Here is a 15,831-nt window from a genome sequence, read left to right as displayed (position 1 = left end):
CGCGCTACGCGCGGACGGGCGACCACGCCCTGCGCCGCTCACCCACCCGGGCCACGTCCCTCGGCAACGCGTGCGGCAACGCCCGGTACCAGGCGAAGGCCACCGCGTACCCGAACCCCAGACACAGCACGCCCCCCACCGCGTCCAGCCAGAAGTGGTTGGCGGTCGCCACGATCACCACCAGCGTCAGCGCCGGGTACACCAGACCCAGCACCCGCACCCACGGCACCGAGGCCAGCGCGAAGATCGTCAGCCCGCTCCACACCGACCACCCGATGTGCATCGACGGCATCGCCGCGTACTGGTTGGACATGTTCTTCAGGTCGCCGGACGCCATCGAGCCCCACGTGTCGTGGACCAGCACGGTGTCGATGAAGTTCCCGCCGTTCATCAGCCGGGGCGGGGCGAGCGGATACAGGTAGTAACCGACCAGGGCGACGCCCGTCGTCGCGAAGAGGACCAGCCGGGTCGCCGCGTAGCGCCCGGGATGGCTGCGGTAGAGCCACACCAGGACACCCAGCGTCACCACGAAGTGCAGTGTCGCGTAGTAGTAGTTCATGCCGACGACCAGCCAGGTCACCGAGTTCACGGCGTGGTTGACCGACTGCTCGACGGCGATGCCCAGTTGCTGCTCGACGCGCCAGATCCAGTCGGCGTTGCGCAGGGCCTGACCCCGCTGCTCGGGCACCGCGTTGCGGACGAGCGAGTACGTCCAGTAACTGATCGCGATCAGCAGGATCTCGAACCACAGGCGGGGCCGGCGCGGTGCGCGGAGACGGCGCAGCAGGCCCTGCCCCGTCTCGTCCGTGACGGGGTGCGGAACGCCTTGTTCCCGGCGTTCCGGAGTCCTCACGGTCACGTCACCCATAGGCATGAAGTCTGCCAGAAAAGCCCTGTCCCACCGATCATCCCCCGGGAGGATCCGGACCGCATCCGGCCACTACGGGACGGACGCGACGGACGTCAGGACCGGCCGCGCTCGCCCGGTGCCGAGGCCGTCGAACCGCGCACCACCAGCTCCGGCATGAACACGAACTCGCTGTGCGGCGCGGGCGTCCCGCCGATCTCCTCCAGCAGCGTGCGCACCGCCGCCTGTCCCATCGCGGGCACCGGCTTGCGGACGGTCGTCAGCGGCGGGTCGGTGAAGGCGATCAGCGGCGAGTCGTCGAAGCCGACGACCGAGATGTCCTTGGGCACGTCCAGCCCGCGCTGCCGGGCCGCCCGTATCGCGCCCAGCGCCATCATGTCGCTGGCGCAGACCACGGCCGTGCAGTCGCGGTCGATGAGGGCGGTGGCCGCCGCCTGGCCGCCCTCCAGGGTGTAGAGGGAGTGCTGGACGAGTTCCTTGCGCACCGTCTCGGCGTTCAGGTCCAGCTGTTCCTGGACCGTGCGGACGAATCCCTCGATCTTGCGCTGCACCGGCACGAACCGCTGCGGTCCGAGCGCCAGCCCGATCCGGGTGTGGCCGAGCGAGACCAGGTGCGTGACCGCCAGGCTCATCGCGGCGCGGTCGTCGGGGGAGATGAACGGCGCCTGCACCTTCGACGAGAAGCCGTCGACGAGGACGAAGGGCACGCCCTGCGCGCGCAGCCGCTCGTAGCGCTGCATGTCGGCGGTGGTGTCGGCGTGCAGACCGGAGACGTAGATGATGCCGGCCACGCCCCGGTCGACGAGCATCTCGGTCAGCTCGTCCTCGGTGGAGCCGCCCGGGGTCTGGGTGGCGAGCACCGGCGTGTATCCCTGGCGGGTCAGCGCCTGCCCGATGACCTGGGCGAGCGCCGGGAATATGGGGTTCTCCAGCTCCGGGGTGATCAGACCGACCAGGCCCTCGCTGCGTTGCCGCAGCCTGACGGGCCGCTCGTAGCCGAGCACGTCGAGGGCGGCCAGTACGGACTGGCGGGTGGTGGCGGCGACGCCCGGCTTCCCGTTGAGGACCCGGCTGACCGTCGCTTCGCTCACCCCCGCCTGGGCGGCGATGTCGGCAAGCCGTGTGGTCACAGGGGTGGACTGTACCTGTCGGCCGCCCCCTTGCACACCGATCGGGCGCCGTGGGCGGCCTGTTGGACGGCCCGTCGGACGGCCCGGCGCGGGCTGCTGCGTCATCGCGCTCCCTCGAGAAAGTGATGGCAAGAGCTTGCAGAGTCTTGCACAACCGGCCCGGACGCCGCTCGACCCCCTTAATGAACCGCTCGTCACCTGTAAGGAAGCGTCTCACGACGGTCGCCGGGAGGTCACGCCCGAATAACTTCGGAGATCTCTTGCACTTTTTTGCTGCAAGACCTTTCGCGCCGCTTTCAACGCTGTTACGTTCACGTCGCCCGACGGCGGCAAGGACGCGGTCGGTGTCGGCAGGAGCGGCGGACGGGCCCGCACCCTGCACCACACGGGCTTTCACCCTCAAGGAGAACTCATGCGGCGTGGCATAGCGGCCACCGCTCTGGTGGCGTCCCTCGCCCTCGCGGCGACGGCGTGCGGCGGGGACGGCGACAGCGACAGCGAGTCCGGCGGACCGGTCACCATCACCTACTGGGACACCTCCAACGCGACCAACGAGGCGCCGACCTACAAGGCCCTGGTCAAGGAGTTCGAGGCCGCCAACAAGGGCATCAAGGTCAACTTCGTCAACGTGCCGTTCGACCAGGCGCAGAACAAGTTCGACACCGCCGCCGGTGCCTCGGGCGCCCCGGACGTGCTGCGCACGGACGTCGGCTGGACCGCCGCCTTCGCCAAGAAGGGCTTCTTCCTGCCGCTGGACGGCACCGAGGCCCTCGCCGAGCAGGACAAGTTCCAGCCCAAGCTGATCGAGCAGGCCAAGTACGAGGGCAAGACCTACGGTGTCCCGCTGGTCACCGACACCCTCGCCTTCGTCTACAACAAGGCACTGTTCGAGAAGGCCGGCGTCGAGGTCCCCAAGAACTGGGACGAGCTGAAGAAGGCCGCCGCCACCATCAAGGACAAGACCGGCGTCGACGGCTACTGGGCCTCCACCGCCGGCTACTACGCGCAGCCGTTCCTCTACGGCGAGGGCACCGACACGGTCGACGTCGAGGCCAAGAAGATCACCGTCAACTCGCCCGAGGCGAAGAAGGCGTACGGCACCTGGCTGAGCCTCTTCGACGGCAAGGGTCTGCACAAGGCCGACACCACCGCCGACGCCTACGCCCACATCCAGGAGGCGTTCGTCAGCGGCAAGGTCGCCTCGATCATCCAAGGCCCGTGGGAGATCACCAACTTCTACAAGGGCTCGGCGTTCAAGGACAAGAACAACCTCGGCATCGCCACCGTCCCGGCCGGCTCCACCGGCAAGGCGGGCGCCCCGACCGGCGGCCACAACCTCTCGGTCTACGCCGGCTCGGACAAGGCCCACCAGGAGGCGGCGCTGAAGTTCGTGAAGTTCATGACCTCGGCGAAGTCCCAGGAGACCGTCGCCCTGAAGAACTCCACGCTGCCCACCCGCGACGACGCCTACACCGCCGAGGTCAAGGCCGACCCGGGCATCGCCGGCTTCCAGACGGTCCTGCCCGCCGCCCAGCCGCGCCCGTCGCTGCCGGAGTACAGCTCCCTGCTGACCCCGCTGGACGACGAGCTGCCGCAGATCGCCGGCGGCAAGAAGTCCCTGGACGAGGGTCTGGGCGACGCCGAGACCGCGATCGCCAAGCTGGTGCCGGACTTCAGCAAGTGAGTCCGCGTGGCCGCCGGGTCCCCGCCGGAGGGGAGGGACCCGGCGGCCACCGGCCGTGCGCCGCACTCCCGGCCTTCTGCCCTTCTGACCTTCCCGATGCTCCCGAAGGTGTCGAACCATGACAGTCGCCATCGACCGCGCGACCGGCAAGCGCCGCGGTGACCGCACCCCGCGGCCCGGCCTCGGCCGGCGTCTGAAAGACGGCTACCAGAGGCACTGGTACGCCTACGCCATGATCGCGCCGGTGGCCGTCGTGATCGGCGTCCTCGTGCTGTACCCGCTGGGCTACGGCCTCTACCTCACCCTCACCGACGCCAACAGCCTCAACACCGCGCGCACCATCGGCGTCAACGAGATCGAGGCCACCTACCAGTTCGTCGGCCTGGACAACTACGCCGACATCCTGTGGGGCCCGACGGCGTACGACCGGTTCTGGTCCCACTTCATCTGGACCATCGTGTGGACGGCGGTCTGCGTCGGCCTGCACTTCTTCATCGGTCTCGGCCTCGCCCTGCTGCTCAACCAGAAGCTGCGCGGCCGCACCTTCTACCGGCTGATGCTGGTCCTGCCGTGGGCCGTGCCCACCTTCGTCACCGTCTTCGGCTGGCGCTTCATGCTCGCCGACCAGGGCATCATCAACTCCGCCCTGGACTGGCTGCACCTGCCCACGCCCGCGTGGCTGGAGGACACCTTCTGGCAGCGGTTCTCCGCGATCATGGTGAACACCTGGTGCGGCGTGCCCTTCATGATGGTCTCGCTCCTCGGCGGCCTGCAGTCCATCGACAACAGCCTCTACGAGGCCGCCGAGATGGACGGCGCGAACGCCTGGCAGCGGTTCCGCTACGTCACCCTTCCCGGCCTCAGGTCGGTCAGCTCCACGGTCGTCCTGCTCGGTGTCATCTGGACCTTCAACCAGTTCGCCGTGATCTTCCTGCTGTTCGGCAACACCGCCCCCGAGGCGCAGATCCTCGTCACCTGGGCGTACCAGCTCGGCTTCGGACAGCAGCCGCGCGACTTCGCGCAGTCCGCGGCCTACGGCATCCTGCTGCTGGCCATCCTGATCGTCTTCACCTCCTTCTACCGCCGCTGGCTGAACCGCAATGAGCAGCAGCTCGCGATCTGAGGCAGGAGCCACCATGAGCACTACGACCGTTCCGGCGTCCGCTCCGGCCGAGCAGGCCGGCACCGCGCCCGCCGATCCGCCGCGCAAGGTGCGCTCCCGCGGCGAGCGCAGCCGCGTCGCCTCCGTGGCCTCGCACGGCATCCTGACCGTGGCGAGCCTCGTCGCCCTCTTCCCGGTCGCCTGGCTGGTCTACCTGTCCCTCGGCCCGGACAAGAACGACTACCTGCACCCCGAGCGCATCTGGTCGAAGATGACCTTCGACAACTACGTGTTCGTGCTCCAGGAGACCAACTTCTTCGAGTGGCTGAAGAGCTCGCTGATCGTCTCGCTGGGCACCACGGTCATCGGCGTCATGGTCGCCGCCACCACCGGTTACGCGGTCTCGCGGATGCGCTTCCCGGGCTACCGCAAGCTCATGTGGGTCCTCCTGGTCACCCAGATGTTCCCCATCGCCGTGCTGATCGTGCCGATGTACCAGATCCTGTCCGAGCTCCGGCTCGTCGACAGCTACTTCGGCCTGATCCTCGTCTACTGCTCGACCGCGGTGCCGTACTGCGCGTGGCTGCTCAAGGGCTACTTCGACACCATCCCGTTCGAGATCGACGAGGCCGGACGCGTCGACGGACTGACCCCCTTCGGCACCTTCTTCCGACTGATCCTGCCGCTGGCCCGGCCGGGCCTGGCGGTGGCCGGCTTCTACAGCTTCATCACGGCCTTCGGCGAGGTCGCCTTCGCCTCGACGTTCATGCTGAGCGACACGAAGTACACCTTCGCGGTCGGACTGCAGAGCTTCATCAGCGAGCACGACGCGCAGCGTCACCTGATGGCGGCCACCGCCGTGCTCGTGGCGATACCCGTCTCCGCGTTCTTCTACCTCGTGCAGAAGAACCTGGTGACCGGCCTCACCGCCGGCGGCACCAAGGGCTGACGCCCGGCCGGGAAAACGTCCGGCCGCGGTGCCATCCGACCCCGCTGCACCGCGGCCGGCCGCCCCCCACCCACGACTCGATGACCAGAACTCCGTCTCATCCCAAGGACGACATGAGCCAGCAGCCTTCCGCCGCACCGGCCTCCACCCCCACCTCCGCTTCCGCCACCGCGACCGTCGCGCGGCGCCGCGACTGGTGGCGGGACGCGGTGATCTACCAGGTGTACCCGCGCAGTTTCGCCGACAGCAACGGCGACGGCATGGGCGACCTGGAGGGTGTCCGCACCCGCCTGCCGTACCTGCGCGACCTGGGCGTGGACGCCGTGTGGCTCAGCCCCTTCTACGCCTCCCCGCAGGCCGACGCCGGCTACGACGTCGCCGACTACCGGGCCGTCGACCCCATGTTCGGCAACCTGCTGGACGCCGACGCGCTGATCCGCGACGCGCACGCGCTGGGCCTGCGCATCATCGTCGACCTGGTCCCCAACCACTCCTCCGACCAGTACGAGTGGTTCAAGCGGGCCCTCGCCGAGGGCCCCGGCTCCCCGGCCCGCGACCGCTACCACTTCCGTCCCGGCAAGGGCGAGAACGGCGAGCTGCCGCCCAACGACTGGGAGTCCATCTTCGGCGGCCCCGCCTGGACCCGGGTCACCGAGCCGGACGGGACGCCGGGGGAGTGGTACCTGCACCTCTTCGCCCCCGAGCAGCCCGACTTCAACTGGGAGCACCCGGCCGTCGGCGACGAGTTCCGCTCCATCCTGCGTTTCTGGCTGGACATGGGCGTGGACGGCTTCCGCATCGACGTCGCGCACGGCATGGTGAAGGCGGAGGGACTGCCCGACCTGGGGGACCACGAACAGCTGAAGCTGCTGGGCAACGATGTCATGCCGTTCTTCGACCAGGACGGCGTCCACGACATCTACCGCCAGTGGCGGCGCATCCTCGACGAGTACAGCGATGCACTGGGGCCCGAAGGGCCTTCCGCGGAAGGGCGGGGGCGGGAGACGGGCGGGCGGATCTTCGTCGCCGAGGCCTGGACCCCGACCGTCGAGCGCACCGCCAACTACGTCCGCCCCGACGAGCTGCACCAGGCCTTCAACTTCCAGTACCTGGGCACCCACTGGGACGCCGAGGAGCTGCGCACGGTCATCGACCGCACCCTGGACGCCATGCGCCCGGTCGGCGCCCCGGCGACCTGGGTCCTGTCCAACCACGACGTCACCCGGCACGCCACCCGCTTCGCCAACCCGGCCGGACTCGGCACCCAGATCCGGCTGGCCGGCGACCGCGAGCTGGGCCTGCGCAGGGCACGGGCGGCCACCCTCCTCATGCTGGCGCTGCCCGGCTCGGCCTACGTCTACCAGGGCGAGGAGCTGGGCCTGCCGGACGTCGTCGACCTCCCCGACGAGGTGCGCCAGGACCCGGCGTACTTCCGGGGCGCCGGCCAGGACGGCTTCCGTGACGGCTGCCGGGTGCCGATCCCCTGGACCCGCGAGGGCTCCTCGTACGGCTTCGGCGACGGCGGCAGCTGGCTGCCGCAGCCCGCGACCTGGGGCGAGCTGAGCGTCGAGGCACAGACCGGCGTCCCCGGCTCGACCCTGGAGCTGTACCGCGCCGCGCTGGCGGTCCGCCGTGAACAGGCCGACCTGGGCGCGGGCGATGCCGTGGAGTGGCTGCGCGCACCCGAGGGCGTCCTCGCCTTCCGGCGCGGGGAGTTCGTGTGCGTCGCCAACACCACGGGCGAGTCGGTGGCGCTGCCCGCGTACGGGCGCCTGCTGCTGGCCAGCGGTGAGGTGACCGAGGTCGACGGCGAGGCGAAGGTGCCGGGCGACACGACGGTGTGGTGGTCGCGGGCCTGACCGCCCGCCCGGGGGGGGTCCGCAACCGCGGGCCCCTCACCGCGTCATCCGTCGCGCCGGGCCCACCGGGCGGCCCGGACCGTCCCCTCCGCGATCTCCTTGCGGGGCAGGCCCAGACCCAGCGAGGTCTCCAGGGCGTGGAAGTACAGGGCGAACTCGTCGGTCAGCTCGGGGTGGTCCAGTTCGGCGCGACGCAGGGCCCGGTTGAGGAAGTCGAGTTGCCCGCCCCGGACGTACGGGGTGCGGCCCCGGTCGTAGTAGATCAGCTCGATGATGCCGTCGTCGTCGAGGCGGCGGCCGTCGCGCATGTAGTCGAACGTGTAGATGGCCTTGCCGAGGCAGGCGCTCAGCTCCACGGTCTCCGTCACACCCAGCTCGGCGAACGCGGCCGCGTCGGCCCGGGTGCCGGGCGCCGTCTCGTGGTACAGCAGGAACGTCCAGTCGCCGCTCTGTCCGAAGCAGCAGCTGTCCCAGTCCGTGAGCCAGTTGCCGTAGGAGCCGCCGTTCCCCTCGCTCAGGTCCGACAGGCGGGTCCCCGCGGCGACGTGTTCCGGGTCGGCTCCGTACAGCAGGGCGATCCGCTCGGCGCTGACGTTCTCGCCGCGGAAGAACTCCAGGGTCGTGTAGGGGGCCTGCTCGCGCCACGAGCCCGCGATCCAGGCGAACCCCTCCAGGGGGTCGCGTCCGCAGGGTGGCGCCGGTTCCGTACCGTCCGGGCCGCCGCCGCGGAAGCTGCGGCCCCAGGCGGGGTCTATCCGGTCCATCAGCCCGGCCTGCCCGGCGATGGTCGCGTCGAGCCGGCGGACGGCCTCCTCGGCGAGGAAGTACAGCGTCTCGTCGAGGTCCCGGGCGATGAAGGCGTTGTCGTGAGGGCCGTGGTAGCCGCACACCGAGCCGTCCTCCTCCAGGACTAGGTACAGGCCTGCGTACCCGTCCTCCGCGTGGTCCTCGTACTGCTCGTACGACGTGCCGGTGGGCGGGAACACGGCGTCGTCGAGCAGGTCGGAGCCTGCGGTCAGCCGGTGCCAGGCCTGCTTGAGTGCGTCCTCGGTGATCTGCATGGGAGCAGTATGCGACCGGGCACTGACAGCCCCCGGCGCCGGTTTCCCGGTGAACTCCCCGCCCCGACTTCGCACCGACCACTGCCCTTTCGGTCGATGAACCCTTAACATCTCCGTCACCGCAAGGTTTCTGAAGGTTTCAGCAAGAGTCTTCAAGCGGCCTTCAGGCGCCTTCGGCTCCCCGCAACGCCTTCGACGATGAAGGAAAACCCCACATGGCACGCAGAGCCCTCACGGCGGCCGTCGCGCTCGCGGCAGCTTCCGTTGTCATGACCCCGACTAATGTGCAGGCCTCCCCGCCCGGCGCCAAGGACGTCACCGCCGTCCTCTTCGAGTGGAACTTCGCCTCCGTGGCCAGGGAGTGCACGAACACCCTCGGTCCCGCGGGCTACGGGTACGTCCAGGTCTCCCCGCCCGCCGAGCACATACAGGGCGGGCAGTGGTGGACCTCGTACCAGCCGGTCAGCTACAAGATCGCCGGGCGGCTCGGTGACCGCACCGCGTTCAAGAACATGGTGGACGCCTGCCACGCGGCCGGGGTGAAGGTCGTCGCCGACGCCGTGGTCAACCACATGTCGGCGGGCGGCGGCACGGGTACCGGCGGCTCCTCGTACGGCAAGTACGACTACCCCGGCATCTACTCCTCGTACGACTTCGACGACTGCCGCTCCGAGATCAGCGACTACCGGGACCGGTACAACGTCCAGCACTGCGAACTGGTCGGCCTCGCCGACCTCGACACCGGCGAGGAGTACGTCCGCGGCAGGATCGCCGGGTACCTGAACGACCTGCTCTCCCTCGGCGTCGACGGCTTCCGCATCGACGCGGCCAAGCACATCCCGGCCGCCGACCTCGCGAACATCAAGTCCCGGCTGAGCGACCCGGGCGTGTACTGGAAGCACGAGGTCATCTACGGCGCGGGCGAGGCCGTCCAGCCGACCGAGTACACCGGCAGCGGCGACGTGCAGGAGTTCCGGTACGCGTACGACCTCAAGCGCGTCTTCAACGGCGAGAACCTCGCCTACCTGAAGAACTACGGCGAGGGCTGGGGCTACCTGAGCAGCGGTGCGGCCGGTGTCTTCGTCGACAACCACGACACCGAGCGCAACGGCTCCACGCTCAACTACAAGGACAACGCCAACTACACCCTGGCCAACGTCTTCATGCTGGCCTGGCCCTACGGCGCCCCCGACATCAACTCCGGCTACGAGTGGTCCAACCACGACGCCGGACCGCCGAACGGCGGCCAGGTGAACGCCTGCTGGCAGGACGGCTGGAAGTGCCAGCACGCCTGGCCGGAGATCAGGTCGATGGTCGCCTTCCGCAACGCCACCCGCGGACAGGCCGTCACGAACTGGTGGGACAACGGCAACGACGCCATCGCCTTCGGGCGCGGGAACAAGGGCTACGTCGCCATCAACCACGAGTCGGGCGCCATGACCCGCATCTACCAGACCTCGCTGCCGGCGGGGACTTACTGCGACGTCCAGAGCGGCAAGCCGGTGACCGTGAACGGCTCCGGGCAGTTCACCGCGACGCTCGGCGCCAACACGGCGCTCGCGCTGTACGCCGGGAAGTCCTCCTGCTGAACGGGCCGGTCGGGCAGGGGTCGTGAGAGTACGTGAAAGTTCTTTCCGTTGCTTTCACGACCCTTGCCGCAAGTCTTGCGTCGGCGCTACCGTCTCGCCGGGGTCGGACCCGAACGAGCCGTCATCGCAAGGAGCTCACGCCGTGATACCGAGAAGGCCGGTGCCTGTCGCGCGCCGCACCGCACGAGCGAGACGGGTCGCGGCCGTCACCGTGGCCGCGCTCGCCGCAGCCCTCCTCCCACCCCTCGCCGCGCGGGCCGACGCCCCGCCGAGGCCACCGTCCGACGCGAAACTCGCCAAGGCCGACGCCCGGCACGACCTCACCCGCGAGCAGTTCTACTTCGTCCTGCCGGACCGCTTCGCCAACGGCGACACCCGCAACGACAGGGGCGGACTGACCGGAAGCCGCCTCACCACCGGCTACGACCCCACCGACAAGGGTTTCTACCAGGGCGGCGACCTCAAGGGCATCACCCAGAAGCTCGACTACATCAAGGGCCTGGGCACCACCGCCATCTGGATGGCGCCCATCTTCAAGAACCAGCCCGTGCAGGGCACCGGGGACAACGCCTCCGCCGGCTACCACGGCTACTGGATCACCGACTTCACCCAGGTCGACCCGCACTTCGGCACCAACCAGGACCTGAAGAACCTCATCTCCAAGGCCCATTCCAAGGGCATGAAGGTCTTCTTCGACGTCATCACCAACCACACCGCCGACGTCGTCGACTACGAGGAGAAGTCCTACGACTACCTCTCCAAGGGCGCCTTCCCCTATCTGACCAAGGACGGCGAGCCCTTCGACGACGCCGACTACGCGGACGGCGAGCGCCGCTTCCCCCGTACGGACTCCGGCTCCTTCCCGCGCACGCCGACGGTCCCGGCCGACAAGCGCAGGCTCAAGGTCCCGTCCTGGCTCAACGACCCCGCGATGTACCACAACCGCGGCGACTCCACCTGGGCCGGCGAGTCCACCACGTACGGCGACTTCTCCGGCCTCGACGACCTGTGGACCGAACGTCCCGAGGTCGTCAGCGGCATGGAGAAGATCTACCAGCGGTGGGTCAAGGACTTCGACATCGACGGCTTCCGGATCGACACCGTGAAGCACGTCAACATGGAGTTCTGGACCCAGTGGGCCACCGCCCTCGACGCCTACGCGGCGAAGAAGGGCCGGGACGACTTCTTCATGTTCGGCGAGGTCTACTCCGCCGACACCGCCGTCACCTCCCCGTACGTCACCCAGGGCCGCCTGGACTCCACGCTGGACTTCCCCTTCCAGGACGCGGCCCGCGCGTACGCCTCCCAGGGCGGCAGCGCCCAGAAGCTCGCCGCCGTCTACGGCGACGACTGGAAGTACACGACCGACAAGGCCAACGCCTATGAACAGGTCACCTTCCTCGGCAACCACGACATGGGCCGCATCGGCACCTTCCTCAAGCAGGACGATCCCGGGGCCACCGACGCCGAACTGCTGAAGAAGGCCAGGCTCGCCAACGAGCTGATGTTCCTCGGCCGCGGCAACCCGGTGATCTACTACGGCGACGAGCAGGGCTTCACCGGCGCGGGCGGCGACAAGGACGCCCGCCAGACCATGTTCGCCTCCCGTACCGCCGACTACCTCGACGACGACCAGCTCGGCACCGACCGCACCCACGCCGAGGACGCCTACGACACGCGTGCGCCCCTGTATCGGCAGATCAGCGCCCTCGCGAAGCTGCGCAAGGCCCACCCGGCCCTCGCCGACGGCGTCCAGACCGAGCGCTACGCGGCCGACGGCGCCGGCGTCTACGCCTTCTCCCGCACCGACGCCGCACGCGGCACCGAATACGTCGTCGCCTTCAACAACGCCGACGAGGCGAGGACGGCGACCTTCGCGACCGGCTCCGCGCACATGGCCTTCCAGGGCGTCTACGGCACCGACGAGGACGTGAGGTCCGGCGCCGACAAGAAGGTCACGGTCACCGTCCCGGCCGGATCGGCCGTCGTCCTGAAGGCCGCGGGCCGCCTCGCCGAGCCCGCCACCGAGCCCGACGTCACCCTGAAGGCCCCTGAGCCCGGCGCCACCGGCACCGTCGAGCTGACGGCCGACGTCACCGGCGGACAGCTCAACCGCGTCGTCTTCGCCGCCCAGACCGGCGACGGCGAGTGGCGCACCCTCGGCTCCGCCGACCACGCCCCCTACAAGGTCACGGACACCATCCCCGAGGACACCCCGGCCGGCACCGCCCTGCGCTACAAGGCCGTCGTGATCGACTCGGCGGGCCGTACGGCGAGTGCCACGGCCGCCTCGACGACCGGCACCCCGCTCGTCGAAACGCCGCCCACCGCCGCCTCCCGCGACTACGCGATCGTCCACTACAAGCGCGAGGACGGGAACTACGACGACTGGGGCCTGTACGCCTGGGGCGACCTCGCCGAGGGCGAGGCCACCGAGTGGCCGAAGAGCCACCCCTTCACCGGCCGCGACGCCTACGGCGCCTTCGCCTACGTCAAGCTCAAGCCCGGCGCCTCGAACGTCGCCTTCCTCGTCATCGACAAGGACGGCAACAAGGACGTCGCCGCCGACCGCACCATCGACGTCACGCGGACCGGCGAGGTGTGGATCGAGCAGGGCACGGAGCAGGTCGTCACCGAGCGGCCCGACTACCCGGCCCAGGACACCGGCAAGGCCGTCCTGCACTACCACCGCGCCGACGGCGACTACGACGGCTGGGGCCTGCACGTCTGGGGCGGCGCCGCGAACCCCACCGACTGGTCGAAGCCGCTGACGCCGGTCGAGACTGACTCCTATGGCGCGGTCTTCGAGGTGCCCCTCACCGAGGGTGCCACCAGCATCGGCTACATCGTCCACAAGGGCGACGAGAAGGACCTGCCCACCGACCAGGCCCTGGACCTCAGGGCCAAGGGGCACGAGGTGTGGCTGGTGAGCGGCGAGGAGGAGTACCTGCTGCCGCAGCCGGCCGGCTCCGCGGCGGCCGTCGACCTCAGCACCGCCAAGGCGGTCTGGATCGACCGGAACACCGTCGCCTGGAACGGCTCCGCCGGCGCCGCCTCCACGCAGCTGCTCGCCTCCCGCACCGGCGGCATCAAGGCCGAGGACGGCACCCTCACCGCCGACGACGGGACGAGCTGGCTCCGCCTCACGAAGACGGCCCTCACGGACGCCCAGAAGGCCGAGTTCCCGCACCTGAAGGAGTACACCGCCTGGTCCATCGACCCCCGTGACCGCGACCGGGTCCGCGCGGCCCTGCGCGGCCAGGTCGTCGCCACCCAGCGCGCCGCCACCGGCGCCGTCCTCGCGGCGACGGGCGTGCAGATCGCCGGCGTCCTGGACGACCTCTACGCGGCCGAGGCGACCAAGGCCGACCTCGGTCCCGTCTTCCGCCACGGCCGCCCCACCCTCTCCGTGTGGGCACCGACCGCACAGGACGTGCGGCTGGAGATCGGTGACCGCACGGTCCGCATGCGGCGCGACGACGACACCGGTGTCTGGTCCGTGCGCGGCCCGCGCTCCTGGAAGGGCCAGTCCTACCGTTACGCCGTGAAGGTGTGGGCGCCCGAGGCCGGGAAGGTCGTCACCAACAAGGTCACCGACCCGTACTCCCTCGCCCTGACCACCGACTCCGAGCGCAGCCTCGTCGTCGACCTGGACGACCGCTCGCTCGCCCCGCGCGGCTGGGACAGCTACCGCAAGCCCGAGGCCGTGCCGCTCCGGGACGCCCAGATCCAGGAGCTGCACATCCGCGACTTCTCCGTCGCGGACCGCACGGCGGACCCGGACCACCGGGGCACCTACCTCGCCTTCACCGACGACGAGAGCGACGGCTCGAAGCACCTGCGCGAGCTGGCGGAGGCCGGCACGTCGTACGTACACCTGCTGCCCGCCTTCGACATCGCCACCATCCCCGAGAAGAAGTCCGACCAGGCCACCGTCGACTGCGACCTCGCCGCGCTCCCCGCCGACTCCGACAAGCAGCAGGAGTGCGTGGCCAAGGCGGCCGCCAAGGACGCCTACAACTGGGGCTACGACCCGTACCACTACACGGTCCCCGAGGGCTCCTACGCCACCGACCCGGACGGCACCGCCCGCACGGTCGAGTTCCGCGAGATGGTCAAGGCGCTCAACGAGGACGGCCTGCGGGTCGTCATGGACGTCGTCTACAACCACACCGCCGCCAGCGGCCAGGCGAGGACCAGCGTCCTCGACCGGATCGTCCCCGGCTACTACCAGCGCCTCCTCGCCGACGGCTCCGTGGCCGACAGCACCTGCTGCGCCAACACCGCCACCGAGAACGCCATGATGGGCAAGCTGGTCGTGGACTCCGTCGTCACCTGGGCCAAGGAGTACAAGGTCGACGGCTTCCGCTTCGACCTCATGGGCCACCACCCGAAGGAGAACATCCTCGCCGTCCGCGAGGCGCTGGACGCGCTGACCCTCAAGAAGGACGGCGTCGACGGCAAGAAGATCATCCTGTACGGCGAGGGCTGGAACTTCGGCGAGGTCGCCGACGACGCCCGCTTCACGCAGGCCACGCAGAAGAACATGGCCGGCACCGGCATCGCGACCTTCTCCGACCGAGCCCGCGACGCCGTGCGCGGCGGCGGCCCCTTCGACGAGGACCCCGGCGTGCAGGGCTTCGCCTCCGGCCTCTACACCGAGCCCAACGGCTCGGAGGCCAATGGCACCGAGGCCGAGCAGCGGGCCCGGCTCCTGCACTACCAGGACCTGATCAAGGTCGGCCTGACCGGCAACCTCGCCGACTACACCTTCACGGACACCGACGGCAAGGAGGTCAAGGGCTCCGAGGTCGACTACAACGGCGCCCCCGCCGGATACGCCGAGGCCCCGGGCGACGCCCTCGCCTACGCCGACGCGCACGACAACGAGTCCCTGTTCGACGCGCTCGCCTTCAAGCTGCCGAAGGACACGTCCGCCGACGACCGGGCCCGCATGCAGGTCCTCGCCATGGCCACCGCCGCTCTCTCCCAGGGACCGGCGCTCTCCCAGGCCGGCACCGACCTGCTGCGCTCCAAGTCGCTGGACCGCAACTCCTACGACAGCGGCGACTGGTTCAACGCCATCCACTGGAACTGCGCCGACGGCAACGGCTTCGGCCGCGGCCTGCCCCCGGCCGCCGACAACCAGGACAAGTGGCCGTACGCCAAGCCCCTGCTGGGAGCCGTGCAGGTCGGCTGCCCGCAGATCACGGGCGCCTCGGCGGCGTACCGGGACCTCTTGAAGATCCGCACGAGCGAGCGGGACTTCTCCCTCGCCACGGCCCAGCAGGTGCGGTCCCGGCTCTCCTTCCCGCTCTCCGGGAGGGACGAGACGCCCGGCGTGATCACCATGCGCCTCGGTGACCTGGTGGTCGTCTTCAATGCCACCCCCGAGGCGCAGGAGCAGCGGATCGATGCGGCGGCCGGGACCGGCTACCGGCTGCACCGGGTGCAGGCGCAGGGCGCGGACCCGGTGGTGAAGCAGTCGGCGTACGCGTCCGAGACCGGCACGTTCACCGTGCCGGGCCGCACGGTCGCCGTATTCGAGCGCACCGGCTGACGGTCGCGGTACTGCGGTTAGGGTGAGCC

General features: G+C 69.8%; 9 protein-coding genes. 6 read left to right on the top strand and 3 right to left on the bottom strand.

The genetic code is table 11. The features are described from left to right. Positions 1 to 4: 4 nt before the first annotated feature. Both M6G08_RS02255 and M6G08_RS02250 read right to left on the bottom strand, forming a co-directional pair. Positions 5 to 868 carry a phosphatase PAP2 family protein gene (locus tag M6G08_RS02255; RefSeq protein WP_272585500.1) on the bottom strand — a complete coding sequence of 288 codons (864 nt, stop codon included), beginning with the start codon at positions 866 to 868 and terminating at the stop codon, positions 5 to 7. A gap of 95 nt (positions 869 to 963) precedes the next feature. Then, positions 964 to 1,998, bottom strand: a complete 1,035-nt coding sequence (locus tag M6G08_RS02250; protein ID WP_272585499.1) for a LacI family DNA-binding transcriptional regulator — start codon at positions 1,996 to 1,998, stop codon at positions 964 to 966. Between the two features lie 412 nt (positions 1,999 to 2,410). On the opposite strand from M6G08_RS02250, the gene M6G08_RS02245 reads away from it, so the two are divergent. The 4 genes from M6G08_RS02245 to M6G08_RS02230 all read left to right on the top strand — a co-directional run bounded on the left by M6G08_RS02245 (position 2,411) and on the right by M6G08_RS02230 (position 7,592). Beyond that, positions 2,411 to 3,682 (top strand): extracellular solute-binding protein, encoded by a 1,272-nt coding sequence (locus M6G08_RS02245; protein WP_073722352.1) that lies wholly within the window; start codon positions 2,411 to 2,413, stop codon positions 3,680 to 3,682. Positions 3,683 to 3,800: 118 nt separating this feature from the next. Beyond that, on the top strand, positions 3,801 to 4,805 hold the full coding sequence (locus tag M6G08_RS02240) for a carbohydrate ABC transporter permease (RefSeq protein WP_272585498.1): 1,005 nt from the start codon (positions 3,801 to 3,803) through the stop codon (positions 4,803 to 4,805). Between the two features lie 13 nt (positions 4,806 to 4,818). After that, positions 4,819 to 5,733, top strand: coding sequence for a sugar ABC transporter permease (locus tag M6G08_RS02235; RefSeq protein ID WP_272585497.1), 915 nt, complete (start codon positions 4,819 to 4,821; stop codon positions 5,731 to 5,733). A gap of 113 nt (positions 5,734 to 5,846) precedes the next feature. Continuing rightward, positions 5,847 to 7,592: a glycoside hydrolase family 13 protein gene (locus M6G08_RS02230; RefSeq protein WP_272585496.1), complete on the top strand. Its 1,746-nt coding sequence runs from the start codon at positions 5,847 to 5,849 to the stop codon at positions 7,590 to 7,592. 44 nt (positions 7,593 to 7,636) lie between these two features. Here the strand turns inward: M6G08_RS02230 and M6G08_RS02225 are convergent, their stop codons facing one another. Beyond that, positions 7,637 to 8,653 carry a hypothetical protein gene (locus tag M6G08_RS02225; RefSeq protein WP_272585495.1) on the bottom strand — a complete coding sequence of 339 codons (1,017 nt, stop codon included), beginning with the start codon at positions 8,651 to 8,653 and terminating at the stop codon, positions 7,637 to 7,639. Between the two features lie 215 nt (positions 8,654 to 8,868). Here M6G08_RS02225 and M6G08_RS02220 point away from each other — a divergent pair, with 215 nt between their 5' ends. Continuing rightward, on the top strand, positions 8,869 to 10,242 hold the full coding sequence (locus tag M6G08_RS02220; RefSeq protein ID WP_272585494.1) for an alpha-amylase: 1,374 nt from the start codon (positions 8,869 to 8,871) through the stop codon (positions 10,240 to 10,242). 142 nt (positions 10,243 to 10,384) lie between these two features. Next, positions 10,385 to 15,802 carry a pullulanase-type alpha-1,6-glucosidase gene (pulA, locus tag M6G08_RS02215; RefSeq protein ID WP_272585493.1) on the top strand — a complete coding sequence of 1,806 codons (5,418 nt, stop codon included), beginning with the start codon at positions 10,385 to 10,387 and terminating at the stop codon, positions 15,800 to 15,802. Positions 15,803 to 15,831 lie beyond the last annotated feature (29 nt).

This window comes from Streptomyces sp. M92 (assembly GCF_028473745.1).
Taxonomy (GTDB): domain Bacteria; phylum Actinomycetota; class Actinomycetes; order Streptomycetales; family Streptomycetaceae; genus Streptomyces.
Note: the sequence above shows the minus strand (reverse complement) of the source record. Positions and strands in the feature narration are given on the sequence as shown.